This window comes from Aliikangiella litoralis (assembly GCF_052495765.1).
In genome coordinates this window covers 5,853,371-5,880,242 of the sequence record NZ_CP199292.1, presented here as the reverse complement: position 1 = coordinate 5,880,242, position 26,872 = coordinate 5,853,371, and the positions used below count along the sequence as shown (strand labels likewise).

Annotated in this window: 20 protein-coding genes; 13 read left to right on the top strand and 7 right to left on the bottom strand. The window is 37.1% G+C overall.

The window, feature by feature from the left end; translation table 11 throughout:
• The first annotated feature begins 91 nt into the window (after positions 1-91).
• The 5 genes from ACT5E3_RS24545 (at position 92) to ACT5E3_RS24525 (ending at position 5,767) form a co-directional block, all read left to right on the top strand.
• Positions 92-2,878: an NB-ARC domain-containing protein gene (locus ACT5E3_RS24545; protein WP_444996207.1), complete on the top strand. Its 2,787-nt coding sequence runs from the start codon at positions 92-94 to the stop codon at positions 2,876-2,878.
• A gap of 249 nt (positions 2,879-3,127) precedes the next feature.
• On the top strand, positions 3,128-3,904 hold the full coding sequence (locus ACT5E3_RS24540; RefSeq protein WP_444996206.1) for a hypothetical protein: 777 nt from the start codon (positions 3,128-3,130) through the stop codon (positions 3,902-3,904).
• 128 nt (positions 3,905-4,032) lie between these two features.
• Positions 4,033-4,497 carry a hypothetical protein gene (locus ACT5E3_RS24535; protein WP_444996205.1) on the top strand — a complete coding sequence of 155 codons (465 nt, stop codon included), beginning with the start codon at positions 4,033-4,035 and terminating at the stop codon, positions 4,495-4,497.
• 14 nt (positions 4,498-4,511) lie between these two features.
• Positions 4,512-5,318 carry a DUF6597 domain-containing transcriptional factor gene (locus tag ACT5E3_RS24530; protein WP_444996204.1) on the top strand — a complete coding sequence of 269 codons (807 nt, stop codon included), beginning with the start codon at positions 4,512-4,514 and terminating at the stop codon, positions 5,316-5,318.
• A 56-nt stretch (positions 5,319-5,374) separates the two neighbouring features.
• The gene (locus tag ACT5E3_RS24525) at positions 5,375-5,767 is read left to right on the top strand and encodes a VOC family protein (protein WP_444996203.1); all 393 of its coding nucleotides are present in this window, start codon (positions 5,375-5,377) and stop codon (positions 5,765-5,767) included.
• A 96-nt stretch (positions 5,768-5,863) separates the two neighbouring features.
• On the opposite strand, the gene rsgA is transcribed toward ACT5E3_RS24525, so the two are convergent.
• Positions 5,864-6,904: a ribosome small subunit-dependent GTPase A gene (gene rsgA / locus ACT5E3_RS24520; RefSeq protein WP_444996202.1), complete on the bottom strand. Its 1,041-nt coding sequence runs from the start codon at positions 6,902-6,904 to the stop codon at positions 5,864-5,866.
• A 208-nt stretch (positions 6,905-7,112) separates the two neighbouring features.
• Entirely contained in the window at positions 7,113-7,508 is a 396-nt protein-coding gene (locus ACT5E3_RS24515) for a hypothetical protein (RefSeq protein ID WP_444996201.1), read from the bottom strand.
• Between the two features lie 265 nt (positions 7,509-7,773).
• Here ACT5E3_RS24515 and ACT5E3_RS24510 point away from each other — a divergent pair, with 265 nt between their 5' ends.
• Entirely contained in the window at positions 7,774-8,844 is a 1,071-nt protein-coding gene (locus tag ACT5E3_RS24510; protein ID WP_444996200.1) for a DKNYY domain-containing protein, read from the top strand.
• A 92-nt stretch (positions 8,845-8,936) separates the two neighbouring features.
• On the opposite strand, the gene odhB is transcribed toward ACT5E3_RS24510, so the two are convergent.
• The 4 genes from odhB to ACT5E3_RS24490 all read right to left on the bottom strand — a co-directional run bounded on the left by odhB (position 8,937) and on the right by ACT5E3_RS24490 (position 14,815).
• The gene (odhB, locus tag ACT5E3_RS24505) at positions 8,937-10,142 is read right to left on the bottom strand and encodes a 2-oxoglutarate dehydrogenase complex dihydrolipoyllysine-residue succinyltransferase (RefSeq protein WP_444996199.1); all 1,206 of its coding nucleotides are present in this window, start codon (positions 10,140-10,142) and stop codon (positions 8,937-8,939) included.
• A 56-nt stretch (positions 10,143-10,198) separates the two neighbouring features.
• Positions 10,199-13,021 carry a 2-oxoglutarate dehydrogenase E1 component gene (locus ACT5E3_RS24500; RefSeq protein WP_444996198.1) on the bottom strand — a complete coding sequence of 941 codons (2,823 nt, stop codon included), beginning with the start codon at positions 13,019-13,021 and terminating at the stop codon, positions 10,199-10,201.
• 512 nt (positions 13,022-13,533) lie between these two features.
• The gene (locus ACT5E3_RS24495; protein ID WP_444996197.1) at positions 13,534-14,040 is read right to left on the bottom strand and encodes an HvfX family Cu-binding RiPP maturation protein; all 507 of its coding nucleotides are present in this window, start codon (positions 14,038-14,040) and stop codon (positions 13,534-13,536) included.
• A gap of 64 nt (positions 14,041-14,104) precedes the next feature.
• Positions 14,105-14,815, bottom strand: a complete 711-nt coding sequence (locus ACT5E3_RS24490; protein ID WP_444996196.1) for a hypothetical protein — start codon at positions 14,813-14,815, stop codon at positions 14,105-14,107.
• Positions 14,816-14,990: 175 nt separating this feature from the next.
• On the opposite strand from ACT5E3_RS24490, the gene rpe reads away from it, so the two are divergent.
• The 4 genes from rpe (at position 14,991) to ACT5E3_RS24470 (ending at position 20,439) form a co-directional block, all read left to right on the top strand.
• The gene (gene rpe, locus ACT5E3_RS24485; RefSeq protein WP_444996195.1) at positions 14,991-15,668 is read left to right on the top strand and encodes a ribulose-phosphate 3-epimerase; all 678 of its coding nucleotides are present in this window, start codon (positions 14,991-14,993) and stop codon (positions 15,666-15,668) included.
• Positions 15,669-15,716: 48 nt separating this feature from the next.
• Positions 15,717-16,319, top strand: a complete 603-nt coding sequence (locus tag ACT5E3_RS24480; RefSeq protein ID WP_444996194.1) for an anthranilate synthase component II — start codon at positions 15,717-15,719, stop codon at positions 16,317-16,319.
• Between the two features lie 256 nt (positions 16,320-16,575).
• Positions 16,576-19,842 carry an InlB B-repeat-containing protein gene (locus ACT5E3_RS24475; protein WP_444996193.1) on the top strand — a complete coding sequence of 1,089 codons (3,267 nt, stop codon included), beginning with the start codon at positions 16,576-16,578 and terminating at the stop codon, positions 19,840-19,842.
• Between the two features lie 195 nt (positions 19,843-20,037).
• On the top strand, positions 20,038-20,439 hold the full coding sequence (locus tag ACT5E3_RS24470) for a MarR family winged helix-turn-helix transcriptional regulator (RefSeq protein ID WP_444996192.1): 402 nt from the start codon (positions 20,038-20,040) through the stop codon (positions 20,437-20,439).
• A 78-nt stretch (positions 20,440-20,517) separates the two neighbouring features.
• Here the strand turns inward: ACT5E3_RS24470 and ACT5E3_RS24465 are convergent, their stop codons facing one another.
• Positions 20,518-21,789 (bottom strand): MFS transporter, encoded by a 1,272-nt coding sequence (locus ACT5E3_RS24465; RefSeq protein WP_444996191.1) that lies wholly within the window; start codon positions 21,787-21,789, stop codon positions 20,518-20,520.
• A 403-nt stretch (positions 21,790-22,192) separates the two neighbouring features.
• On the opposite strand from ACT5E3_RS24465, the gene ACT5E3_RS24460 reads away from it, so the two are divergent.
• From ACT5E3_RS24460 to ACT5E3_RS24450, 3 genes are read left to right on the top strand one after another with little or no spacing between them, the layout of a single operon-like run.
• Entirely contained in the window at positions 22,193-23,974 is a 1,782-nt protein-coding gene (locus ACT5E3_RS24460) for an FAD-dependent oxidoreductase (RefSeq protein ID WP_444996190.1), read from the top strand.
• On the top strand, positions 23,965-25,821 hold the full coding sequence (locus ACT5E3_RS24455) for a 2-oxoacid:acceptor oxidoreductase subunit alpha (RefSeq protein WP_444996189.1): 1,857 nt from the start codon (positions 23,965-23,967) through the stop codon (positions 25,819-25,821). Before ACT5E3_RS24460 ends, ACT5E3_RS24455 begins: the two co-directional genes overlap by 10 nt.
• Positions 25,818-26,870 (top strand): 2-oxoacid:ferredoxin oxidoreductase subunit beta, encoded by a 1,053-nt coding sequence (locus ACT5E3_RS24450; protein ID WP_444996188.1) that lies wholly within the window; start codon positions 25,818-25,820, stop codon positions 26,868-26,870. Before ACT5E3_RS24455 ends, ACT5E3_RS24450 begins: the two co-directional genes overlap by 4 nt.
• The last annotated feature ends 2 nt before the right edge of the window (positions 26,871-26,872 follow it).

The following is a 26,872-nucleotide window of genomic DNA, read 5'->3' as shown; positions in this document are numbered from 1 at the left end:
GTGGCATTACAGTGTGGCTAGAAAACTGTTAACTTGTTAAAATTCAGTGGGTTACAATGTTTTTGGTATTATTTTAAGGTGATAAAGAGATATGGAGGCACTAATTAAAAAAATACAAGCTGAGTTATGTACTAAACATGATTTTTTTTGTTTGCTTTGGTATCTTTATCATTACACTGAAGTGCTTGAAAAAGATGTTCGAGAGCTCATGGAGGGGAAAAAAAATTTTGATGAGCGTGATGAGTCAACGGTAATTGATCATCGTCAAGCGACACAATATGCAAAATTAGGTTACTTTAAACAAGGTGATTATAAATATTTACCTGCGAGTGTGCGGTTAAATATTCCTTTGATTTTTCGTTATTTTTCGCTAAGTGCTGAGGAATGGTTTAGCTATGATAAAGTTTACAACTTTCCTCAACCCAATGTTCAATTTATAGGGAGAAAGGCCGAGCTGTCCAGTATTCATGGTTTACTGAGCAAAAAACATAAACGTGTTGCTATCATAGGCGTTAGTTTGAATGCGATTGGAGGACAAGGAAAAACCAGCCTTAGTTTAGAATATGCGCATCAGTATCAATCTGAATATAGTTGTATTTTTTGGATTGATTTTAATCAAGGTAGTCCGGCTAAACAACTAGAAGAATTTTGTATAAAAAGTTGTAAAATTGCAGAATATGATAAACGCTTGGCTAATAAACAAGAAACTAAGTTGAATTACTATTGGCGGCTTTTAAGTTATCGATTTAGAAAAAAGTGTTTATTAATATTAGATGATGTGCCGCATGATGCCAATGTTGCAAAATTTTTACCTCAAACAACGGACACTAATATTCATTTTTTGCTGACAAGTAGAAAGAAAATATTAAAAATTAAGGCCGAGCCTATGAGACTAACACCGCTTAATGCAGAAGATGCAGGGTTATTATTTATCGAGCGATCTGGGCAAACATTACTCAATGCCCAAGATCAACAATTACAATTATTAGTTACAGAACTGCTAGGTGGACATGCTCTTTCAATAGCTTTGATCGCTTCCTATGCTAAAACGCATCAGATTAAAGATTTAAGTGTATTATGTGAAAAAATTAATCAATATGGCGCCAATCAGGTAAGTGGAGACTACTTAATTGACGAATATCCACATTCTTTAAGGGCTGCTTTTGATCTCAGTTTTAATGCAGTTTCTAAACAATCTCAATTGCTATTATTACTTTTTTCTTTATTTCCTCGTATTCCAATTCCCCACCGAGTTTATAAACAATGTATTAAACATATACGGACTGAACAACCGGAATTAAAAATTGTTGTTAGTGAGTTTAACCATAATGATCAAAAACCGGCATCATTAAATGAATTACTAAACCTTTGCTTAATTGAACAGAGAAGTAGCCAACAAAACTATTATTTTATTCTCCATGAAGTGATTTATGATTTTGTGCGTAATCAATGGAAATTGACTTCTGAAAATTCTTTAGAACTATTGCAAATAGAGTCTGAATTTATAAACTCTTCAATAATATTTGCTAAAAATATGGTTGATGATCATCGTGTCAGTCACGCTAAAAGCTCGCAAACTAAACCTAAAGATTTAACGGCTGAGTTACGAGCTATTTCGGGTTTATTAACGCCTTTAGTTGATGAGCGCCGTCAACTTTTTCCAACAACGGAAAGACTTAATTTATGCTTGAATTTTTGGTTTGAAAACTACCGATTTCATCAGTTTGTTTATGATTCGGAAATTCAAGATTTTTTATTACCTAATTTAGAATCAATTAAAAACTATTTACTTAAAAAAGATCAATATACAGGGTTAAATCAGTTTATCATTGCTAAGTTGTTGGGACATGCATACTATGCAATGCCAAAAGAAAAAGGTGAAGAAGCCGTTGAGCTATTTAAGCAAGCTATTCTTGTTGGACAAGAATTAAAAAAGAAAAATCGAGCAATTGATCAAAATGTAGTTGATACCATTAAATGGTATGAAATATTTTTAATTGATCATCTAGTGAATGTGGCATCAAAAAATCGATATAAAAATAAGGAAACGATTCCTTTAGATCAAGATCCTGATTTTACTAATGAATTATCTTTATTGGAAAGTGAACTTCCTGACTCATTAATGGATGTGGACACACCGATTGAGCTAAAGGATTATCGTTTATTATTACGTGCGGCCCATTATTGGGGACATCGAGGTAATCAAGATTCCTATACATTATTAAGACAAGTTGTTACAAGGCTTTTTAATCATGAAACACCTATTTTACTTAAGCAAGCCAAAGCGCATTATATTAGAGCGGTTAATTATCGGTTGGCAGCATTAAGATTATTTTTTCCTAAAACTTATGATAATGACTTAAGTATCAGTATGGGGAAGCTTCCTTACATCAGTGATTGGATTGATAACTTAGTTATTCCTTCTCCTAAATTATATATGGAAGATTTTACACATTACTTTCAAGGAGTTGGAGATACTGCTCATCAGTATCGTGGTATTAATTTTATTGATGCATTAGAGATTTGTTATTTACTATTAATTAAATCGAACAACCCATCATTAGATAATTTGAATAACTCGTATCGAGCGGCAGATAAACTCTGGCGATATGCAAGTTACTCAAGCGAGAAACAACGAATATTACGTACTGAGCCACCAATTAAGTATGTGCTTTGGATGTGTAGTTCAAAAGTGATTATGGAATTGTTGTCAATATATATTAACCAACATCAATTAACGCCATGGAAAAATATTCAGGAAACGATTGTTAATGAAGTGAAAGTTATGAGTAAAGAATTAAAGGTAAGTTATCAGTTTGGTGCAGAAGAACAAATTAAGCAAATAGAAGATATATGGAAAGTGCTAGAATCATTATAAGTCAATATGGTAAAGATTTTTTTGATACAAGAATATGATTATAACAAGGAAATTTTCACAGTCATTTCATTAAGAGATATCGTTATGTCTAATATTTTTGTCATTAGGTTGGCACAATAAAGTCAGTATTCTATACTCGTTAGCAATCTCTAGACTGTGAGCAGCAATATTGAGTGATAGTTATCATTGAATAATCACACTGAGTTAGTTAAATACTTTTAAGTTAAAATCTAAATAAGGAATATTCAGATGTTTCAAAAGTTTACTTTACCAACGGCTCTATTTTTTCTAATTGGAATTTATTGGTTTTTACCTTTGGTGAACGCGCAGTCAACACCAACTAAAATGAAATCTTATCAGTCTAAAACAGTTCAATGTCCTATTTCGGATAAACAACCAAATACCTTCGCGCTTTGTGCAACTGCAACTTGTTGGACTTTGGATGGGGTTGCTTATTGTAAATGTGATGTAATGAATGAAAAAAGTATTTCAATCAGTTTTGATTATGAAGAGAATGGCCAATCTAAAAATGTTTGTAATTTATTGCTTGACGGAAATAATAATGGATTTACCGTTAGTACCTATGCAACCCCACGGCAGATTGAAACAGATTATAATCCTAAAATTGAAAAATTAGGTCCTCCTATGGGATATTATACTTGCCCGACTCTATCAGGTTCACAGGCATACGGTGCACAATGTGATGGCGGAATTTGTTTTCAAAGTACCCAAGGACAATATTTTCCGGGGCTTGGGCATATTAAACGAGGAGAAATTGTATGTTCTTGTCCTCCGACTCTAAGTAGCTCTCCAGGCTTTCAAATTGCTGGGCCGTGGAATTGTGAGCCTGGTGATACCAATGAAAATAATCAATGTTGCGATAAAAGTTATTATGATCAAATGTGCTTTGTAACCAATGTAAAAAGCACTGGAACAAAGCTAGCTGTGAGTGCGCCTATTGGTGGAGCAAAGGCATTTTCTATCTTGTTAGATGGTAAGCCACCGAGTTTAAATACTTGCTATTAATTTTAGGAGAATAGAAGTTTTAATTAAATGTAAGAAAACTTATCGAGTTTGAAAAAGATTTTGATAAGTAATAAATCTAATGTTAGTTTGAGAGTCTATAGCGATCAAACCACAGTGGAATTATATTGATGGATCTTGCTTCAAATTTAGATACCCTCCTTCCTTTAGCATGTGAATGGGCTAATCAAATAAGTCATGAAATACAAAACGAAGGAAAACCATTAAGTGTTGAAGAAATTCGTATTGCAAAAATGGTTGGTGTAAATTTCCCTGAAAAAGTACGGGTTTTTGAAGCGCCTTCGCTAGCTTTACCCAAAAACGTTTTACTGAAAGAAGCGGCATTAGCTACTGGATTATTGGGCGATAATATGGCTGGCTTAACATTAGGTCATTCGATTTATATTCGGCAAGGACAAATGAGTATAAGGCTTCTCTCTCATGAATTGAGACATGTTTATCAATATGAAAAATTGGGATCGATAGAAAACTTCATGGTAGAGTATCTTTCCCAAATAATAAAATATGGATATTATGACGCTCCATTAGAAGTCGATGCTAGAACAAACGAAATAACATCATTATTAGAAACATGATGGGTTAAAAAATTATGCCGATTGATTTTGATTATACGACCTTCCAGGGAGGTGTTTTATTTCGAGATGCTTATTGGACTCACCCGCCAACTCACCCGCTGAGTTATTGGATACAAAATTTTTGGCAACTCAATGTACCGATCGGTCATTATAATTATCGCAGCATACCCGATAACTGTGTTGATTGGATTATTAATGTTGATACACCCGAAGATAGTTATATTATTCCCCCTTTTTTATCATCTATTGTTTTTGAATTAACTGGACCTACTGCCTATTTTGGTGTTCGGTTTCGCTTGCTAGGACATCAGAGTATTATTGAGGATCCTTTAGGTGTTTGGGCCGAGTCTAGCGATAATATTAAAGCAAGTGATATTATTCCTCATGTTTTGTTTGAAAAAGTCCAAGCTTGTATTATACGAACAACTGAATTTAAAGCGCGTTGTCGGCTAGTATCTCAAGTATTATTGGATGAAATAAAAGAAGTCTTTCTTGATAAGAGATTAGTGAATTATATTTTATATTGTCAAAACAATATTTCCTCTCATATCGATCTTTCCAATAAGCAATGTGCTGAATTTGGCTTGTCATCTAGACAATTACGTCGATTAAGCCAGCTTTACTTAGGGTTATCGCCTAGAGAGTTTGCAAGGGTACTTCGATTTCAGCAGATACTTAAGCAAATGAATTTGTACCCTGCACAGACTAACTGGTCTGATTATTACTATGATCAGTCTCATTTTATTAAAGAGTTTAAATTGTTGTCGGGATTAACGCCGAAAGAATTGGTTAATTTGTCCGTTTTGTACAATAAAAAGTAAGCTAAATCTGAGATTATTTTCCTACTTAATTTTAATGATAGGTAGGAGTTGATCCAATGATAGAAATTGATGCAATGTTTCCGGTAATGGTAACCTCAGACTTGGAGGCAGTTAAACAATTTTATACAACTGTTTTTGGTTTTAATGCTGTATTTTTTGATGCGACGTTTTATTTGCATTTGGTTTCGCCTGATACCGGTGTACAACTTGGTTTTCTAATGCCAGACTTAAACTCGCAGCCGCAGTTTTTACATTCGATTATGTCAACAGAAGGATATGTAATATCACTAGAAGTTAAAGATGCTGCAAAAGCTTACGCTGAAGCTAAAAAACTTAACTTAGAGTTTGCCATGGATTTAAAAGAAGAGGCTTGGGGACAGATTCATTTTATGCTTACTGACCCTGCGGGTTTCCGTATTGATATTGTTCAACATGTAGCGGAAAAATAATTGTGTTTTAGTTGGTATTAAGCTGCCACAATAGAATTATTGTGGCAGCTTAATTAGAAATAATCGTTTTCCGATAATTTATAGCGAAAATACTAATTACCCTCGTTTTATTTTTTTGCTCTCCTTTTGAACGCGATGATAATATTGACTAAGTTTTTTATCATTGGCCCGTTTTTCAGACAAACTGGCACTATTGATCGCTTGCTCTTTTGTCAACTTGAGATAATTGTTAAATCGACGTTGTTCTAGTTGTTGAGAATCGATCGCTTGGATTACGGCACAGCCTGGTTCGCTTTTGTGTTGGCAGTCATTAAAGCGACAATTTTTCGCGAGTGTTTCAATATCCGCAAAAGTTGTAGCAATGCCATCCTCACAGTTAGATAATTGTAGTTCACGCATGCCAGGTGTATCTAGAATCATTGCACCGTTTGGCATCATTAATAAACTACGCTTTGTGGTTGTATGTCGGCCTTTATCATCATCTTCTCGAATAATTCCTGTTAGTTGTGTCTCTTGACCTAATAAACCATTACTAAGCGTTGATTTTCCAGCACCAGAAGAGCCCAATAATGCAATTGTTTTGCCCGTTTGGCACCAAGGCAAAAGTGTTTTAAGCGAGTTATTATCTAGGCAATTGACTAACGCTATACAAAGTAAGGGATCAAGTTGTTGAGCTTGTGTTTTTAGTCGATTAGAGTGTTCGCAAATATCTTCCTTGGTTAACACAACCACAGGCGTTGCTCCTGCTTCATTGACAATAGTTAAATACCGTTCCAGCCGATTTAAATTAAAATCGTCATTCAATGAACAAACGATAAATGCAGTATCAATATTGGCTGCAATCAGTTGTTCAGCAAGTTGACTACCGGGTGCTTTTCGCTTAAAACAACTTTTACGTTCTAAGGCGCGGACAAAGTTATTGTGCAGGTCAAGTAGTACCCAGTCTCCGACCGAGAGTGGTGGCATCGATGTTTTTATCGGTAAATTCTGCTCGCCCTGCTCTGTGATAACGGTGAGTGTAAATTTATGTTGCTCTATGATTCTAGCAGGCTGTGTTGAATCCCATTCTTCAAGGGAAACTTGTTGTTGAAAAAAAGGTTGCCAACCTAAGTGAGTTAAAGACAAATGATTAGTCATAGTAAACCCTGGACGCAAATGCGTCATAAAAATCTAAATTAAGAGCTGAATGCTCCCAGCTAGTCCGGGCTCAATAAAACGGTTATTAAGGTATTGAAATGCCTTACGCGTTTGCCCAGTTAGGTTTTACTACTATCATTATTAACTCTTCTCACTTAAAATATTAAATTATACTAGCACAATTAAGAGTGAATGTTATCTTTTTACATCATTGAGAACGTGCATGTTTAGGAAAGATAATGTATGCAATACTATTAGCGCCACTGCCAGGAAGAGGCTGTCCTATTCTAAATTCAAGCTCAATATTTTGGGCTTGCGCAGAGAGTAGTAAAGAATACAATGCTTTGTCTGATTCCTTAAAACCTAAATAGTAATATGATTTAGTTTCATTTGTTATACTAACATCACCCGATTGTTCAGCAGAACAACTCGCTTTATCTAAAATTACAACATGCTGTTGATTCTCACCATTATGTGCTCTATTAACATAAAAGCCTCGAATTTTTGAGTAGATTGTTGTGCTAGTGGTCACTCCATCTAAACAACCTGCATTTGACCATTGAGAAAATACGCCTAGTGCTAGAAGTACCATTATTTTTTTCATTATTTTTCCTTGTTTTAATTTAAAATTTTTTTTGAGTGAAAATTTAAAACTAATAATTATTTATATATCAACAATATTCAGAATTCAAACAATCTTTTGTAATTTTCAGACATTTTTATCTTTCTAAGTACTAATATACTTATTTATGTAGAAGTAATGTATATGTTACTCAATATTTGACTACAGATAACTTCTAAATGGATAATGGTGCTCTGCCTCGTATTAATTAAAATACTATTGCTAGAAAATCAGGTAGGTAAATTTTATGCAAATAGCGATAAATATAGTCATCACTTTGGTTTTATTGTATTGGCCTGCAATGCTAATGATGTCACCTATGATGTTTGCTGCGCCCGGCTTTGACAATGATAAAAAAGGTATTGTGACTACGCTTTTGTTTATGTGTTATCCCATAGGTGTATTTTTGCTTTTATGGGGATTAGGTGGAAACTATTTTGGAATGAGTGGATTCAAACTGGCCGGCATCTGCGCGTTGATAAACCTACTTGTATTCTGGTTCTTTGGTTATTTTAAACTGTTATTCAATTTACAAAAAGGCATCACTAATTCAGGGTATTCTGTAACTGATAATCAAGCCTACTTTTCAGCAAAATTAATTCCAGGCGCTGATAGTAGTTCATTTAAAATACTAGAAGACGAAACGGGATTGCCAGCTAGAGCAGACTATGCTGCCGATAAAAATAATCTCTACTATCAAGGAAAACTTGTCGAAGGAGCATCTGTCGAAAACCTGCAAAAGCAACGAGTGAATAGTAATGATTATTGGCTTAACAATACTCAGGTTATTTATAATGGTAAAATTATTCCAAAGGCAAATCCACAAAATTTCAATGGTTTTGAAGATCACCATAGTTGGACTTATACGGTGAATAATGATGAGTATATTGTATTTAGTTACGGTGTCGCTTTACCATCGGTCGACAGAAAGACATTTCAACCTTTAAGTGATTTTATTGCAAAAGATAACCAACAAATTTTCTATAAAGAAAAGCAGATACTAGCGCAGGCTGACGCGGCTACATTTGAATTGTTTGATGATCATGATTTTGCTAGAGATCAAACTAAAGTCTATTATATATCGGCAGATCCACCATTTGAAATTGAAGGCGTTGATCCGGATAGTTTTGAAATATTTGATCGGGGTTATGTAAGAGACAGTCAAAATGTTTATTATGTGCACCAGTATGAACGGATCGAAAAGCTGAAAGTTGATGCCGCCAGTTTTGAAGTAACCGATTATGATGAAGCAACTCAGTCAACCGCGAGAGATATAAACCATTATTATTACGATAATAAAGTCGTTGGTGATAGGTAGTCTGGGGCTAGATGCTTTTTATTAGATGTTTTTATAATCATAGCCCATCTTAATGGTATATCAGAGATGGGCTTGATTAATCACTTTTCAAATTACAGACCTAATAATAATCTCTCAGGCTCTTCTAATAATTCTTTGATAGTTACCAGAAATCCAACAGCTTCTTTACCATCAATCAAGCGGTGATCATAAGAAAGTGCTAAATACATCATTGGTAATATAACCACTTCTCCGTTGACAGCCATAGGTCGTTCTTGAATTTTATGCATACCTAAAATAGCAGTTTGTGGCGGGTTAACAATCGGTGTTGACATGAGTGAGCCAAAAACGCCACCATTAGAAACGGTAAACGTTCCCCCCATCATATCATCCATTGAAAGTTTTCCACTACCTGCTTTTTCGCCATATTGTCGTATGTTACTTTCAATTTCTGCCAAACTCATATTATCGACATTGCGTAATACAGGAACGACCAAACCGCGTGGTGATGAAACAGCTACCCCTACATCTTGGTAACTATGATAGATAATGTCATTGCCATCAATAGAAGCATTGACTGCGGGAAAACGTTTTAATGCTTCAACTGATGCTCTGACAAAAAATGACATAAAACCTAAACGTACATTGTGACGTTTTTCAAAATCATCTTTATACTTTTTACGCAAATCCATAATTGGTTTCATGTTAACTTCATTAAAAGTGGTTAGCATGGCCATATTTTGTTGTGCTTCAACCAGTCGGTTGGCTATTTTAGCTCGCAGTCGAGACATGGGTTCTCTGCGTTCAAAACGATCGCCTTGAGTTGCTGCAGATTCTTGTGGAATAGCCGCAGCAGGTGCTTTGTTGGTTTTAGCTGCTGAGCGGTTTTCAATATAAGCGGTGACATCTTCTTTTAAGATACGTCCATTTTTTCCTGTGCCTGTAATGAGATTGGGATCAATTTCATATTCATTGAGTAATTTGCGAACGGTTGGACTTAAAGCGGAATCGCTATCGGAAGATTGAACTTCTGTAGGTTGAGAATCTGCTGGCTTATCTTCTTTTTTCGGTTGAGCCGATGCTCCTGCATTGAAGTGGCCTATTACTTCATCGCTAAGCACTGTTTCACCTTCATCTTTCACAATGTCACCTAAAACGCCATCATCAGGTGCTACAACTTCGATGACAACTTTATCAGTTTCAATATCAACGATTAATTCATCTCGAGCAAACGCTTCACCTGGTTTTTTATGCCAGGTAGCAATGGTGCCATCTGCAACAGATTCGGGAAACGTTGGAGCTTTTATTTCGGTAGCCATATTGGTTCCTTTCAGATCTAATTTTATAATAATATAAGTTTAATTTTTTAAAATCATTAACCGTTAATTGCTTGATCAATGAATTCTTTTAATTGTTTTAAATGCAATGCTAAATAACCCGCCGCAGGTGCAGCAGAGGCTTCTCTTCCTGCAAATTCAACAACAAGTTTATCGTTATGTTGGCTAACAACGTCTTTTAAATGATGATGGGTACTAAACCAAGCGCCTTGATTTTGAGGCTCTTCTTGGCACCATAAAACTTTTTCAAGGTTTTTATATTGGCTTATTGCCGTCAATAGCTCTTTTTCAGGGAACGGATAAAGTTGCTCAATTCTTACTATGGCAATATGTTTTGCACTGAGCGCTTCACGTTTTTCTAGTAGATCATAATAAACACGACCACTACACATTATCAGCCTGGTAACCTTTTCTACAGTTAAAGATTCTGTCTCAGCAATGACATTTTGAAAGCAGCCAGTAGCCAGTTCATCCATTGTTGATATCGCTTTTTTATGCCGTAATAGACTTTTTGGAGACATGACAATAAGTGGTCTTCTTAGCGGGCGAATGATTTGACGCCGTAAAAGGTGAAATATTTGAGCGGGCGTTGTAGGCACGCAAACTTGAATATTTTCTTCAGCACAAAGTTGTAGAAAACGTTCTAACCTTGCCGATGAATGCTCGGGGCCTTGTCCTTCATACCCATGAGGAAGAAGCATAGTCAGGCCACATAATCGTCCCCACTTATGTTCACCACTAGTGATAAATTGATCGATAATCATTTGCGCGCCATTAGCAAAATCACCAAACTGTGCTTCCCAGATAACCATAGTGGCAGGGTTGGTGGTTGCGTATCCATATTCAAAACCTAAAACTGCAAGCTCTGAAAGAAAAGAGTCATAGATAGTAAATCGTCTATTCACATTCTTTAGATGTTGCAGTGGAATATAGGTTTCTCCAGTTTTTTGATCGTGCAATGCCGCGTGTCTGTGTGAAAAGGTCCCTCGTCCGACATCTTGACCGGTTATTCTCACGGAGTTATCTTGCTTAAGAATACTGGCATAGGCAAGTGTTTCAGCAAACCCCCAGTTGATAGGGATTTCCTCGTGAGCCATAAGTAAGCGATCTTCTATGACTTTTTTGACTTGCCGTTGCAGCGTCAGCCCTTCAGGCATTGAACAAAATTCTTCGGCCAGTTCAACTAACTTTTGTTTATTAAATGTGGTATCGCATTGAGTTTGCCAGTGATGACCGAGATATGGGCTCCAGTCAAAATATAAGGCTCTATCGGGATTGTGTACTAACGTTTTGACAACACTATCACCCTTATCAAGTTTGGCGCGATAATTGTCTGTAAATTGTTTAATTTCTTCTAAGTTAACCTGATTTTCTGTTACTAATTGGTTGCTGTATTGTGTGTATACGCTGGGTAGCTTTTTAATAATATTATACATTTGAGGCTGAGTGCCTGAAGGTTCGTCGGCTTCATTGTGCCCTCTTCTTCGGTAACAAACTAAATCGATAACGACATCTTTTTTAAAACGATAACGATAGTCGATAGCCAGTTGGCTCACAAATAACACGGCTTCAGGATCATCGCCATTAACATGTAAAATAGGTGCTTCAACGACTTTTGCAACATCGGTGCAATATTCAGTTGAGCGAGCATCTTCTTTTTTACTGGTGGTAAAACCGACTTGATTATTAACAATAATGTGAACTGTGCCGCCTGTTTTATAGGCGCGAGTTTGAGACATTTGTAAAGTTTCCATCACAACGCCTTGACCTGAAAAGGCTGCATCACCATGAATAATAATTGGTACAACCGTATCACCACTTTTGTCTTTGCGTTTGTCTTGGCGGGCTCTTACTGAGCCTTGTACAACCGGTGAGACTATTTCTAAATGACTTGGATTAAAAGCCATTGCTAAATGAATTTCGCCACCAGGAGTCATCACGTTTGAAGAAAAACCCTGATGATATTTAACATCACCCGATCCCATTCCATATTCTGCTTTACCTTCAAACTCATCCATTAATTCGCCGGTTTTTTTACCTAGAATATTAACTAAAACGTTAAGCCTACCCCGGTGAGCCATGCCAATAACGACTTCTTTGGCTTGGTAAATACCAGATTTTTGAATAAGTTGGTCAACAATTGGAATTAAACTTTCTCCTCCCTCTAAACCAAAGCGTTTTGCACCTGGGTACTTGGCTCCTAAATATTTTTCTAAGCTTTCTGCAGCCATTAGTCGATCAAAAAGATGTAGCTTAGTTTCTTTATCTAGTTTGGGGTGTGATTGAACGGCTTCTAGTCTTTCTTGAAACCATTTTTTCTCTGCACTATCGACAATATGCATGAACTCAGCACCAATAGAAGCGCAATAAGTTTTATTAAGACCATCGACAATGTCTTTTAATGTTTCTTGCTCTCCCCCAAAATAGAGAGTTTGTGTTTGAAACTTGGTAGATAGATCAAGCTCTGATAAGCCATGATAGTCTAGATTTAGATCGGCAATTTGTGGTCTTTCCATTAAACCGAGTGGATCAAGGTTTGCTTTTTGATGACCTCTAACTCGATATGATTCAATTAATTCTAATACGGCTACTTGTTTGGTTTCATGCTCTAAAGAAACAGTCCCACTAATTTTTTTCTTTTGAGCTAATTCATAAAATTGCTGTTTTATCGGTGAGTGTGGTATGTCTTTTTGTTGGCCGTTTGCTGATTCTTTAATGAGGGATTCGAAATAATCGCGCCATTCAACAGGAACAGAGTCTTTTGATTCTAAATATTGTTCGTAAATTTCTTCAACGTATGAAACGCTTCCACCTGATAGGTGGCTGGTTTGTTGCATCCGATCAATGTACTTTTCTTGCATTTTAGTTCTCTGGGTTTAGTAGTCTAGTATTCTGTTGATTTTTTTGATTCTGGGTGCTTCTTCAATATGACATAAAGTATTATATTATTGTAGGCAGCATTTGCTAAAAAGCTCGAAAATTGGGGTAAAAATCATCAAATGTCTTTAATTTTTAGGAATATGTGCAGATTTTAAATTCTATTAGTTAATCTAATTGGCCAAATGTTCGTTGGTCATTGATTTGTCATATTGTATTTTTATTAGTGTAATATATACCCTTAATTGATGAGCGATCCTAACTGGTTCGCAGAGTAAGATCCACTGAATAATCGCAGAAAAGTGTTAAAATTTTGAGCTTTATATTATCGTTCGTATTTCACTACTTTTAGCTAATGATAACTATATCAGTAATGATAATCATTATCAAATAGGGTGGGTTTTATAAATTAATCTTAATAGAGGGTGGATGGTTAAAAATGACTAGGAAATGTTGATTTTTTATATTCGACATTCCCTATTCTTAATTTAAAAATCTAGCTGATTTTTCTGAAAAAACAGTTAAGCCAATGGTCTATCGAAAGTTTACCAGAGCCTTGTAATAGCAGTGGGATTAGCATCACTATAAATAATAGTGGTAGTTTGTAATTACCGAAACCATTATCAGAAATGGTATATCCTTTTAGCAAGTCACTCAAGGTGTTCCACTCTGTTGGCCAATGGACGCCAAAAATAGCAACAATAGAAAGAATAATAAGGCTCAATGACCAGAATCGGGTAAATAGCCCCAGCGCTAAACCGATCCCGCCTAGCACTTCAAACCAGGTTGCAATAAACCAGCTGATTTCTGTTGAAATTAAATTGAAAGGAAAAGGGAAATTTTCTTTAATGTTTTCAAACCAGTTTTCACCATTTAACTTCATTAAGCCGGCTTCAAAAAACTCCCAAGCAAGAATCAGGCGCAAAAATAATGTTGCTATCCAATTTGAAGATTGATTTAGGGGGCGAATTATCTGCTGCCATAATAAAAGCAATTTTGTCATACAGTTTCCTCATAATTTGACACTCTTATTATTAAAGATGAACAAGTCGTATGAATGTTTCATTTTACTTTCCATACCAGCGTTCCATTGCTAGCTTGTCGAGTATAGATAATTGGCTTTTAGCATGAATTGTTTTTTGCTGATTATTTTGTAGATCAATAGTCAAAGGGTAGTTCATGATTGAGAATTCATCGTAAACCGTTGAGAAAATGAGAGTAGCGTTAAGAGTTGAGTTAATCTCTTTGCATTTGTTTTGTGCTTCTAAGGTAGTGTGACCAATAGCCTGCATTTTTGGTTCACACGCCTTTATTTGTTGCTGAATAGGTCTTTGGCTAAATGGCCACTTGGGATTTCTATATTCATGTTCAAAACCTAAAGCATGACCAAACTCGTGTAATATCAGTCGTTTAGCTCTTTCTGAAGATAAGTCAATATGATTGAGTTCTGCTAGTTGTAGGGTTGGTGATTTTGAATTTAAATTACCATGATTACCTAAAATTGAGCCTGTATGTGCTTGAAAGCTGATTCTTATATGGCTTAGTGTTGGGGCTGATTTAAAGTTATCGTAAAAACTTAATTTCAGAGAAGTGTTTTTTGTCCAGATAGGAGCATATTGCATCACTCGTTGTTTTTGCAAAGGAGTGCCATCGACAAAGACTACATTTAAAGTCGCATTTTTAGGCCACATTTTTGCCTTAACTAAAACTGCTGCTGAGCTTTCCAGAGAAAACAAACAGAACGCAAGCAGAATGAAATAATGAATTAATTGAGGCATTGCTTTAAATTGTGGTTAATTGACAGAGGTTCAATTGTCTAAAATAAGAATAGCCTGAATCATACCCTTTAATGGTTGGCTGTTCAGTGGAATTTAGATAAAAACTTAAAATTCTGTGCATATTGTCAGGCATTCTTATAAAATTGTGCTTCTTTGAGGTTATTGAGATAATAATATGCTTTCCCCTGTAATTGCTCCTTCTATTCTTTCTGCAGATTTCGCTAAACTTGGAGAAGATGTTGAATCGGTTATTAGTGCTGGTGCAGATTGGGTACATTTTGACGTGATGGATAATCATTATGTGCCAAACTTAACTATTGGACCAATGGTTTGTGAGGCATTAAGAAACTATGGGATTAAAGCACCGATTGATGTACATTTAATGGTAAAACCCGTCGATCGTATTATTCCTGACTTTGCTCAAGCTGGAGCGAGTATTATTACCTTTCACCCTGAAGCGAGTGAACATGTTGATCGAACTTTGCAACTCATTAAAAGTTCTGGCTGCCAAGCTGGTTTAGTGCTTAATCCTGCTACCAGTCTTCATTGTCTTGAGCATGTTATGGACAAACTAGATGTCATTTTATTGATGTCAGTAAATCCTGGTTTTGGTGGTCAGTCGTTTATTCCTCAGACACTAACTAAATTAAAGCAAGTAAGAAAATTAATTGATGAAAGTGGTTTGAATATTCGCTTAGAGGTAGATGGTGGTGTGAAAGTTGACAATATAGGCGAAATAGCTGCCGCCGGAGCCGATACTTTTGTTGCAGGTTCTGCAATTTTCAATGCGGATGATTATGCATCTACAATCAAGCAAATGAAAACAAATATTCTACAAGCAAAGGATGCTTAGGTAATTAGCAAGTTTTTATTGATATAGACAGTGAAAGTGGGTGGAGTTGTGAGTAGCCGATGTTATGCTCGTATATTGATGGTCGATAATTACGACTCTTTTACCTACAACCTGGTTCATTATTTAGAGAAGCTTGATGCTGAAGTTATAGTGAAACGTAATGATCAGTTGACCCTTAGTGAAATTAAGCAACTTGCGCCTTCCCACCTAGTCATTTCTCCCGGACCGAAAGCGCCCGATCAAGCTGGATTATCATTAGATATTATTCAGGCTTTTCAAAAAACTATACCTATTTTAGGGGTTTGCCTTGGACATCAAGCAATTGGCCAAATGTATGGTGGAAAAGTGATTAATGCTAAAAAAGTAATGCATGGTAAAACTTCACCAATCTACCATAGTGATCAAGGTATTTTTTCTAATTTACCGCAAGGATTTCTTGCAACTCGTTATCACTCTTTAGTATTAGATGAAAACAATTTACCGGATTGTCTAACTGTAACTGCCTGGACTCAAAACGACAAAGGTGAATTGCAGCATATTATGGGCATTAAACACCGTGACTTACCGATTGAAGGAGTACAATTTCACCCTGAGTCGGTGTTGTCTGAATATGGGTTAACTATGCTACGCCAGTTTTTAAAAAATAATTAAAGATGAATATCTCTTAACGACTTTTATTATTTATCCTGAGATTATATATAATTTGTACAAACCTTTGTTAAAAATGTGTAAACCTCGCTATAACGCTTTCTGTATATTCATTAAGATTACTTGTGAGAAATGGAACTTCTCTAAGCCTTTTATTGATTTGTGATAAATATTGATTATGGATTTCTGTCATAGTTGAAAGCGAAAAATTTCACTTTGCTATTTATCATCACAAAAGAACAACCTAAAGAGTGATTGTATGAATAGAAAGAAACAGTTGAATTTAAAAGAATTATTTTTTGCTTGCGCATTAATTATAATGACTGCGTGTGGTGGTTCAGGTGGAAATGAGACAGATAATCCTGATCCCGTTAATCAATTTAAATTAACCACCTCGGTTTCTGGCCAAGGCAGCATCTCGTCTAGTCCGGCAGGTATCGATTGTGGTAATGACTGCCAACATGAATTCGCAGAAAATGCCCAAATAACATTAATCGCTTCGTCCGCTGCGGGGTATGAACTATCTAGTTGGAGCGGCGACTGTGAAGGTTCCGCAAGTTGCATAGTGACAATGGATCAAGCGCGTAGTGTTACTGCCACTTTTGCAGAAATATCACAGACTGTTTTTTCTCTTAACGTTACTAGCTCAGTTGGTGGTCGTGTTGTATCAACGCCGGCGGGTATAGATTGTGGCAGTGATTGTAGTGAACCCTTTAATGAAAATACCAGTGTTGAGCTGAATGCGACTGCGGAGCAAGGTTATATTTTTGATCGTTGGGAAGGTGATTGTTCAGGTGGTGATGATTGTAATTTGCAAATAGAGGCTGACAAATCTGTCTCAGCCATATTTCGAAGTACTGCCGGCAGTTTATCGATTGAAGACATGGGAATGCATGAAGTTGACTTTGGAGAAGTGTTTACTTACCAACCGGTAATATCAGGTAACTTTTCTATTTGTAGAAAAGATATGGGCCATGATGAGGTAAAAGTTGACTCAGAAACTGGGGCAATTTCCTGGGATACGAGTCAATTGGATTTTGGTCGAGGTTTTCATATTCGAATCAAATGTAGCAGTTATACTGAGTCGGCTTATGCTTCGCTAGTTGTTCACGTAGATCGAAGCGGAACCAGTCGTTTAAGAGTTGCTGGTGAAGGTGGTGTATCTCCTTATATTGGTGTTGCGGGTCAAGCCATGTCCAGCGGTGATACAATCGTCTTTCCCGATGGATTGTACCCAGTTTCTGTAACTGCTGATGAATCTTTTGAAAATGCTTTTAAATCAACCGCACCTACTAATGGTACTGCGACTCAATTTAGTACCATAATAGCGCGCACCCCTGGTGGTGTATTAATTAGTGGTGCTGCACAGGCCGATATTCCAAAGCAAAAAAATGCTTTTCAATTTTCTGCCACTGATTATGTTGCTGTTGTTGGATTTGTGGTTGAAGATGTTTTAAGAGAATCTCTTTCAACTGTTGGTCCAGCTAATCGTTTGTTAATTGATTTTGTTGGTGCTGCAGGCGCGGGAACTGAAGGTAGAGCCTGTTCCAATTTTACTGAAGCTGCAAGTGGTCAGTGTTCTAAAGCGGGTATGCGGATTAACGGTGGTACGCCGCTTTTTCAAAATAGTTACGACTGGGGACATAATCGTTATGGAATTATGACCAGAAGTACTTCCGGTTCTATTACAAGACGTTCTTTTGTCAGGTTGGATGAGCATCGAGGTGATCAACCCTATGGCGGTTTCAGTAACTATTGTGATAGTGCACATTTAAGCCAAGATAACACTGTTTTTGATGTGTTAGCCATTGCAGCGCCCCACTACAAAAACTATGCGGGTTTAGAAGCTTATCCGGCGACAGGTTGTGAGAATGATCCTGCGACTTTAAAGACAGAAGGCTTATTAGCTGTGAATAATAAGTTGTCTTTATCTTTGATGGATCAAAAGGCTGGGCCTATTCATATATGGGATCATATTGTCTCTTATGATTCAGAAGGAACATGTACCCCACAATCTAGTCGTTGTGGTAATTGGCTTTTACAGGCCGATAAAGAAACTCACGTAGAAAATTCATTTTTTGGTAAGGCACGCGGTTTTGAAGGGCAAACTAGTACTGGTGCAGCATTTGATAGTAGCGATGTGATTCTCCAAAATTCAGTTACAATTTCTGATGTGCCTGGTCAGGCGAATGTTGGTTCTCCACCAAGATATTTACCTGAAACCTTGCTTTATTTTCGCGGCAAGTCAGATACATTTTATGGCGATACCGGATATGATCAAGTAACAACGGCTAGGCGCTGGCCAATTGGTGGTGAAGATATCATTGCCGCTAATATGCGTCGTTATGATAACCCAGATGCAATCTCTGTTGGTGGCGGAACTGTTCATATTTCAGGTGATCGAGGTGCTGCTCAGCAAGGGCAATCCATGTCTGAATATTTTTGGGGGTACATTGACAATAAAATTCCACCGTTAGTAGTCAGGGTAAAAAATAAAGAGAGTTATCATCGAATCGCTTGGGAGCATTTATCGGGTTTAAATAAAGATAGTGTGGCAGGTTGGAAGGTTATTTGTGTTTCTGATAACAATAATTTGTTAGCCGTTTTAGAAAAAGATCAGTTGGTTTATCAAGATCAACAAAAGTCTTGTACCGAATATGCTGTTTTAGCGGTTTATTCCGATGGCGATAGCGGGTACGCTTATGTTGAAGTGCCTCAAACACCAACTACTCCTCAAGTTTTAGTTGAAAACTACACTGAAAAACAAGTGCCCTTTCAGTTATCCCAAATAGGTAATAACGGTTCAGGAATTACCTGGCATGCAGAACTTCAACAGTATTTAGTAGTGCAAAATAATGCGGCTACTATTTATCGTTATGATAGCGAGTTTAATTATCTGGGCAAAATTACTAAAGGTGGTAACATTAATAATGATACTGAAGGTTTGGCATTTGTTGGTGATAATCAAGTCATGGTAGTTACTGAAGCAAATGTAGCTCATAAGGCGGTGATTGATGAAACAACAACAGTCATCAATGGCAATTACGATATAACGCCAGCTTATCGTTTATTGGCACCTAGTCCAGTTAGTAATAAAGGATTAGAGGGAGTTGCCGTTAGACCCGCAGACGGCAGCCAACCAGCACGAGTATATGCCTGTCAGGAAGGAACTGGTGCTAATCAAAATGCTTTGATGAAACTTGTTTATTTTGATCTGCCAACGCCAGATCCGACTGATTTAATGTCTTATGATTCAGATTTAACAGTGGTAGAACCTTTTAATGCTGAAAGTGCTTTCAGTGGCGTAATTACCGATTGTGCAGGAATGGCTTATGATACTAGAACTCACAACTTGATCATTGTGAGCCAAGAGAGCTCAAAAGTGATTCAGGTTAATCCCGCTAATGGGCAAGTGATTTCTGAGTTAGTTTTAGAAGGCGCACCACAGTATGAAGGTGTGACGATTGGCCCTAATAACGAACTGGTCTTTATGAGTGAACCTAATTGGGTTCATATTTATCAATAGTTTTCTGTGCATTTAAAATTGTTGATAGATGAAAAATTAATGAGATAGATTGGTTGAATTGACTCCTTATTGAAGTTTTCAGAGAATCTATCTTTTTCTTTGTTAAGGCAACCTGTTTTCTAATAACCACTGTGTTGATTAACCTCGAACTGAGTTGTAGTATACTCATTCATTTGTTTAACCTTGTTGGTCTATGTGGATATAGTTGCGCGATTATTTCGCTTAAATCGTTACTTGAATATTCTGGCGCAAGAAGCCCCTTTTTCTGTTGCGCGTTTAGAAGTACTTCGACTAATTAAAGCTCAAAATCCAATTACTTTGCGGCAATTATGTGATATTCAGCAAGTCACTATGCCTACTATGTCTAAACTCGTTGATGAGTTGCAAACCCTCGGTTTTGTTATTCGGGCACAGTCTAAAGATGATGCACGTCAAAGATTGATTGTTCCAACACAAAAAGGTATTCAAGCGCTGAGCAAAATGGAAGAAGAAAGTCTGGCTTTTTGGCAGAAAAAACTCAATAAATTGGATGAGTTACAGCAAGTTAAGATCGAGCAAGCATTAGCTCAATTAGTTAATACACTAAAATCTGACTAGTTCTTTATTACCAATTCCTTTATCAGAGTAACCTAAACAACTCCAGATTAAATATATCTTGTTATCTTACTGTTAGACTCAAGTATTTGAGGCTTCCTTGGCTTTAACTTTAGACTCAACATTGTCTTTATCTATAGGCTCCTGCTCAGTTTGTTTTTGTGGTGTTTCAAACGTAAAGACTGAAATAATAATTAACAATGCTGCTAGCCATAGAGTACTAGTAGCACTGATCATTGCAACAATACTGCCCACAATAGCGATGACAACATTGGTAAAATAAAATACGCTTACTTGTAATCCCATCACTTTACCTTGGCCGAGATGACCGAAATATTTAGATAACATTACGGGAAACACTAAGTTGATGACCGCAATGACTGCACCTGTTAGTGCCATTGGGATATACACAAGTGGTGAAGTTAGCAAAGTAGCGATGATAATTAGCAAACCAAATAGAATATTGCCTGTTAATAGGGCATTTTTATTGCCAATCATTTCAGGGATTTTGCCCGCTACAGTGGCGCTAACCAAGATCATAAAACTGGTGATGGAAACCGTAATCCAGGCAATTTGTTTACTATCATAGTTGAGAGATTCAACTAACCACAATGGATAATATTCATAAAAAGCGTTAATACCTAGCGTGTAGAGAAAATAATAAATGAAGAATTTTCTGACTGGTTGAAGGCGAAGTAAAGTTGCTGAGTGATTTTTGGTTATTTCATACCAGAGTGTTTGCTCAGATTCTTTTTGCGGTGTTTGTTTCGGCAAAATTAATACGACTAATAATAATGAAATAAAAACTGCTGCACTAGCAAAATAAAATGTCACATCAATGCCATAAGGCGCTAGATACCCGCCGAATAAAGGACCGACTAACCAACCAGCGTAAACAGTTGCATATAATAGTGACAAAGCACGATTTCGGTCAATTTGTGGGTGAAGTTCAACGGCTATGGCGCGTGCTATGGATATATTTCCTTCACAGAATCCGGTCATAACTCTGGCTATAACAAACGCAATAAAGTGGCTTTGTTGAAAGGCTAACCCGGTAAGAATATAACCAACTACACTACCAACCAGCGAGTAAATTAATATTGGTTTTCTACCATAGCGATCTGATAAGGAACCGATAATATTGCTGCCAATTAATGTACCTAATGGATAAGAAGCTAAGGTGATACCAAGCAGTACTTTTGGATCTAATCCCATAAAACTGATCAAAGGATCACTCCCACCATTAGCAAAGTAGGGAGATAGAACTGGATAGGGTAAAGCAATTCCTGCCGTACCTAAGAGTGAGACCAGCATAATAGTTGCTAGTATCATGTTGGCTTTTAATTTATTCAAGTTAGAACCCAATATTATATAAAGTTATTAGTTTACATAATAAGTAGGTAATTTCTCAAATGCTAATAGGCAAAGAATATTATTAAGATACGATTTGGCTATACCGGATTTAATTTTTGAATAATGTTGAATTTTACTGGTGTTTAACTAGTGATTAGCGTAGAAATTAACTATCATCAGATTTTTATCGAATATACATAATATATCGTTCTTTTTTTATACAAAAAATCGGTACAAGCTTGTAAAAATCAGTATAATCCTCGTCCGATTTTAATAAAATAATTGATGATGCGAATAGTTGTGTCTCAGCTAGTATAATAATAGACAAACTAGGTTAAATTGTTTGTTGTGTTTGCTTGAGTGCAGCATTGTTTTACTTCACAAATATCGATGGGGAATTGGTGTGAAGCCAACAAATATTAAAGATCCAGAATACTTTCACAAAGTTGTTGATTGCCAGCATGCTTGTCCTGCTCATACGCCAGTACCAGAATATATACGGTTGATTGCGGCCGGGCGTTATGACGATGCTTATATGATTAATTGGGAATCTAACGTTTTTCCAGGAATATTAGGCAGAGTTTGTGATAGACCATGTGAGCCTGCATGCCGTAGGGGAAGAGTTGAAGAAGAGCCTGTTGCAATCTGTCGATTAAAACGAGTAGCTGCTGATAATAAGCTAGACATTACCGATAGGCTACCTGAAATCGCACCTAAAAATGGAAAGAAAGTGGCTTTAGTTGGAGCTGGACCTGCATCGCTGACTGTTGCTAGAGACTTGGCTCCACTCGGATATGAAATTGAAGTGTTTGATGAGCAAGATATTGGTGGCGGTTTTATGCGCAGTCAAATCCCTGCTTTCCGTTTACCACTAGAAGTTTTAAATGAAGAAGTTAATTATATTCTGGATATGGGAGTTGTTGCCCACTTTAAGCATTATGTTGATAGTTTAAAGTCGTTGTTAGAAAAAGATTACGATGCAATATTTGTTGGCTCTGGTGCTCCAAATGGAAGAGATCTAGCTAAATTACCTGGACGTCAAGAAGGTGATGATAGTATTCATCTTGGTATCAATTGGCTTGAAAGTGTTGCTTTTGGGCATACTAAAGCAATTGGTAAAAAGGTAATTGTACTTGGCGGTGGTAATACCGCAATGGACTGTTGCCGAACAGCTCGCAGACTAGGGGGAGAAGATGTGCGAGTGGTTGTGCGTAGCCCAAAAACTGATATGAAGGCTTCTCCTTGGGAAATTGATGACGCAGTTGGCGAAGATATTCCGATTTTTGAAAATCACACGCCGAAAGAGTTTGTTGTTGAAAATGGCAAACTGACAGGAATGAAGTTTGAAAAAGTTCGTGCAGAGTATGATGCAGATGGTAAACGAAGCCTAATACCAACGGGTGAAGAGTTGGTTTTTATGGAAGCCGATCAAATTTTAATTGCCATTGGTCAGGACAACGCCTTTCCTTGGATAGAAAGAGATATTGGTCTTGAGTTTGGTAAATGGGATATGCCTGTTGTTGATGAAGATACCTTCCAGTCTACTAATGAACGTGTATTTTTTGGTGGTGATGCCGCTTTTGGGCCTTCAAACATCATCACTGCCGTGGCTCATGGACATCAGGCAGCCATTTCAATTGATAAGTTTTGCCAGGGAAAAGATGTGAGTGAGCGTCTTGCTCCTCAGGTTAACCTTTTATCACAGAAAATGGGCTTCCATGAATGGACTTATGATAACCATATCGATCATGATAAACGCCACCTAGTGCCACATATTGATAAGCAAATTGCGATTAATAATCTAAAAATAGAAGTTGAAAAAGGTTTTGATAAAAATTTGGGCTATGAAGAAGCAATGCGCTGCCTGAACTGTGATGTGCAGACAGTGTTTACTGATAACCTCTGCATCGAGTGTGATGCTTGCGCAGATGTTTGTCCGACAAGTTGTATTAATTTCACAGATAACGGCGAAGAGGATGACTTAAGAACAAGATTACTAGCTCCGGCTAACCTGAAAGATCAAGATCTTTACGTATCCGGTGAATTAAAAACAAGCCGAGTGATGGTAAAAGACGAGAATGTTTGCCTTCATTGTGGTTTGTGTGCTGAGCGCTGTCCAACCTCAGCTTGGGACATGCAAAAATTTTCATATTCAGTAACTAAGGCGGGCAAAGAATGCGCATAGAAGCGATAAATGATTTTGTAATTCGCTTTGCAAACGTTAATGGCACTGGTTCAGCTAGTGCAAACAATATGTTTTCAAAAGCAGTATTTAGAATGGGCGTACCTGTTAGCCCTAAAAATATTTTTCCGTCGAATATTCAAGGACTACCTACCTGGTTTGAAGTGAGAGTTACCGAAAAGGGACATTTAGGTAGTCGTGGAGACGTTGATTTTGTTGTTGCCATAAATGGGCAAACACTAAAACAAGATTATGACTCTTTGATGCCTGGGGGGTATTTTCTTTATGATTCAACTAAGGCATTACCAAGAGATTTTCAGCGTGAAGATATAATAGAAATCGGTATTCCGCTCACTCAGATTAGTATCGACAACTACACTAACCCACGCCAACGCCAGTTGTTTAAAAATATTATTTATGTTGGAGCACTTGCCTATTTATTTGATATGGAGTTTGAAGTGTTAACTGGCATGATCAAGGATCAATTTGCTAAGAAAGAGAAGTTAATTCCACCCAATATTGGCGCTTTAGAACTTGGCTACAATTATGCAAAAGATCACTTTAACAATGTATGCGGGTTAAAAGTACAACGTCGTGATAATGTTGGTGATTCAATTATGATTGATGGTAACAGCGCAACTGGTTTAGGTGCTATTTATGGTGGCGCTACTGTGGTTGGTTGGTACCCCATTACACCGTCGACTTCTGTGGTTGAAGCTTATGAAAAGTATGCAAAAAAGTTTCGTGTAGAAAAAAACACCGGTCAAAATAAGTTTGCTATTTTACAAGCTGAAGACGAGTTATCTGCAATTGGTATGGCAATTGGTGCTAATTGGAATGGTGCACGGGCATTCACTGCAACATCTGGTCCTGGATTATCATTAATGAGTGAGTTTTTAGGGTTAGCATATTTTGCTGAAATCCCGGTTGTATTAGTTGATGTTCAACGAAGTGGGCCCAGCACAGGAATGCCCACACGAACACAACAGTCAGATGTGATCTCTGCTGCTTATGCCTCACATGGAGATACTAAGCATGTCTTGCTAATTCCATGCGATCCGGCGGAGTGTTTTGAAATGTCTGCGGCCGCTTTTGATTTGGCAGAACGGTTACAAACACCAGTTATCTTATTATCTGATTTAGATTTAGGTATGAATGACCACATGTCTCGTCCCTTTGTATGGGATGACAAGAGAGCATATGATCGTGGAAAGGTTCTTTCCGCAGATGATCTTGATAATATGAAAGAAAGATGGGGGCGCTATAAAGATATCGATGGTGATGGTATTGGTTATCGTACTTATCCAGGAACCCATCCAACAAAGGGATCTTATTTTACTCGAGGTTCTTCGCACGATGAGTATGCTGCTTATACAGAAGATAGCAGCGTTTATGAAGATAATATGCAACGATTGGTTCTCAAGTGGGAAACTGCGAAGGATTTGGCTCCTCGTCCACAAATCAAATACCGAGATAAAAACTCAAAAGTTGCTGCTATTTTTTATGGAACTAGTGCTCAAGCCAGTTATGAGGCTATAGACGGGCTAGAAGAAGCGGGTATAAAAGTGAACACTTGTCGTATAAAGTCGTTCCCATTCCATAATGATATTAAGGAATTCATCGCGCAACACGAAACTGTTTTTGTTATTGAGCAAAATCGAGATGCTCAGATGCGTACATTATTAATTAATGAATTCAATATTGGTACAGAGAGGTTACGATCTATTTTGAATATTGATGGTATGCCTATCAGAGCTCGTCGTATTAAAAGAAAAATTGAAAAAATGTTAAATGGTGAAGCGGTTAGTCCCTTTACCACCGCCAATAGCGGTAAAGAGGTAATCGCATGAGCTACTTAAGATCTAGTTTTCGTCATCCGCAAGCTGCAACAAACGAACTGGGTTATACCCAAGCAAATTATGAAGGTGCTTTATCAACGCTTTGTGCTGGTTGTGGCCATGATTCGATTAGTAATTCAATTATCAATGCGTGCTTTGAGCTATCGTTAGAGCCACACAAAATTGCAAAAATGTCAGGTATCGGTTGTTCGTCTAAGACTCCTGCTTATTTTTTATCAAATTCTCATGGGTTTAATTCGGTTCATGGCAGAATGCCATCGGTGACAACCGGGGCTAATATGGCCAACCGTGATTTAACTTATATTGGAGTGTCTGGTGATGGAGATACTGCATCAATAGGCATGGGGCAATTTATGCATCTGGTTCGCAGAAATCTTAATATGGTTTATATTGTGATGAACAATGGTGTCTATGGTTTAACTAAAGGTCAAGACTCTGCTACGGCTGATTTAGGTAGTGCCAGTAAAAAAGGTGTACCTAATATGTATGAGCCGATGGACTTATGTGAGCTAGCCATATCATTAGGATCTGGGTATGTTGCAAGAAGTTTTTCAGGTGATAAAGATCAGTTAGTTCCATTATTGAAAGGTGCTATTAAACATAATGGTTTTGCTCTGATAGATTGTATTTCTCCTTGTGTGACTTTTAATAATAACCCCGATTCGACTAAAAGCTATGAGTGGGTGCGTGATCATAAAGAAGCAACGGGAACATTTGATTTAGTTCCAAAAGCAGAAGAAATAATAGTTAAAGCTCCAGGCAGCGAAAAAGAAACAATTACCATGCATGATGGCACTATGATTACTCTAAAACGCCAGTCAGAATCACTAGATATTAAATGTAGAGAGTCTGTGTTAATGGCTTTGGAAGAAGCTAAACAAAATAAGCAGGTGCTAACAGGTTTACTTCACTTAAATGTCGATTCTCAGAATACTCATGAGATTATTAATACTTCCCAGCGTCCTCTTAATACATTAAATGAGGCTGATTTGTGTCCTGGAAATGAAGCACTTCAAGCATTAAATCAAAGTTTAAGGTAGAG

Excerpts from the sequence above, each read along its gene's own strand:
- ACT5E3_RS24490 (WP_444996196.1), bottom strand. The coding sequence starts at position 14,815 with ATGCCTCAATTAATTCATTATTTCATTCTGCTTGCGTTCTGTTTGTTT.
- ACT5E3_RS24530 (WP_444996204.1), top strand. The coding sequence starts at position 4,512 with ATGCCGATTGATTTTGATTATACGACCTTCCAGGGAGGTGTTTTATTT.
- ACT5E3_RS24500 (WP_444996198.1), bottom strand. The coding sequence starts at position 13,021 with ATGCAAGAAAAGTACATTGATCGGATGCAACAAACCAGCCACCTATCA.
- ACT5E3_RS24545 (WP_444996207.1), top strand. The coding sequence starts at position 92 with ATGGAGGCACTAATTAAAAAAATACAAGCTGAGTTATGTACTAAACAT.
- ACT5E3_RS24535 (WP_444996205.1), top strand. The coding sequence starts at position 4,033 with ATGGATCTTGCTTCAAATTTAGATACCCTCCTTCCTTTAGCATGTGAA.
- ACT5E3_RS24540 (WP_444996206.1), top strand. The coding sequence starts at position 3,128 with ATGTTTCAAAAGTTTACTTTACCAACGGCTCTATTTTTTCTAATTGGA.
- ACT5E3_RS24515 (WP_444996201.1), bottom strand. The coding sequence starts at position 7,508 with ATGAAAAAAATAATGGTACTTCTAGCACTAGGCGTATTTTCTCAATGG.
- ACT5E3_RS24495 (WP_444996197.1), bottom strand. The coding sequence starts at position 14,040 with ATGACAAAATTGCTTTTATTATGGCAGCAGATAATTCGCCCCCTAAAT.
- ACT5E3_RS24510 (WP_444996200.1), top strand. The coding sequence starts at position 7,774 with ATGCAAATAGCGATAAATATAGTCATCACTTTGGTTTTATTGTATTGG.
- rsgA (WP_444996202.1), bottom strand. The coding sequence starts at position 6,904 with ATGACTAATCATTTGTCTTTAACTCACTTAGGTTGGCAACCTTTTTTT.
- rpe (WP_444996195.1), top strand. The coding sequence starts at position 14,991 with ATGCTTTCCCCTGTAATTGCTCCTTCTATTCTTTCTGCAGATTTCGCT.
- ACT5E3_RS24475 (WP_444996193.1), top strand. The coding sequence starts at position 16,576 with ATGAATAGAAAGAAACAGTTGAATTTAAAAGAATTATTTTTTGCTTGC.
- ACT5E3_RS24450 (WP_444996188.1), top strand. The coding sequence starts at position 25,818 with ATGAGCTACTTAAGATCTAGTTTTCGTCATCCGCAAGCTGCAACAAAC.
- ACT5E3_RS24525 (WP_444996203.1), top strand. The coding sequence starts at position 5,375 with ATGATAGAAATTGATGCAATGTTTCCGGTAATGGTAACCTCAGACTTG.
- odhB (WP_444996199.1), bottom strand. The coding sequence starts at position 10,142 with ATGGCTACCGAAATAAAAGCTCCAACGTTTCCCGAATCTGTTGCAGAT.
- ACT5E3_RS24455 (WP_444996189.1), top strand. The coding sequence starts at position 23,965 with ATGCGCATAGAAGCGATAAATGATTTTGTAATTCGCTTTGCAAACGTT.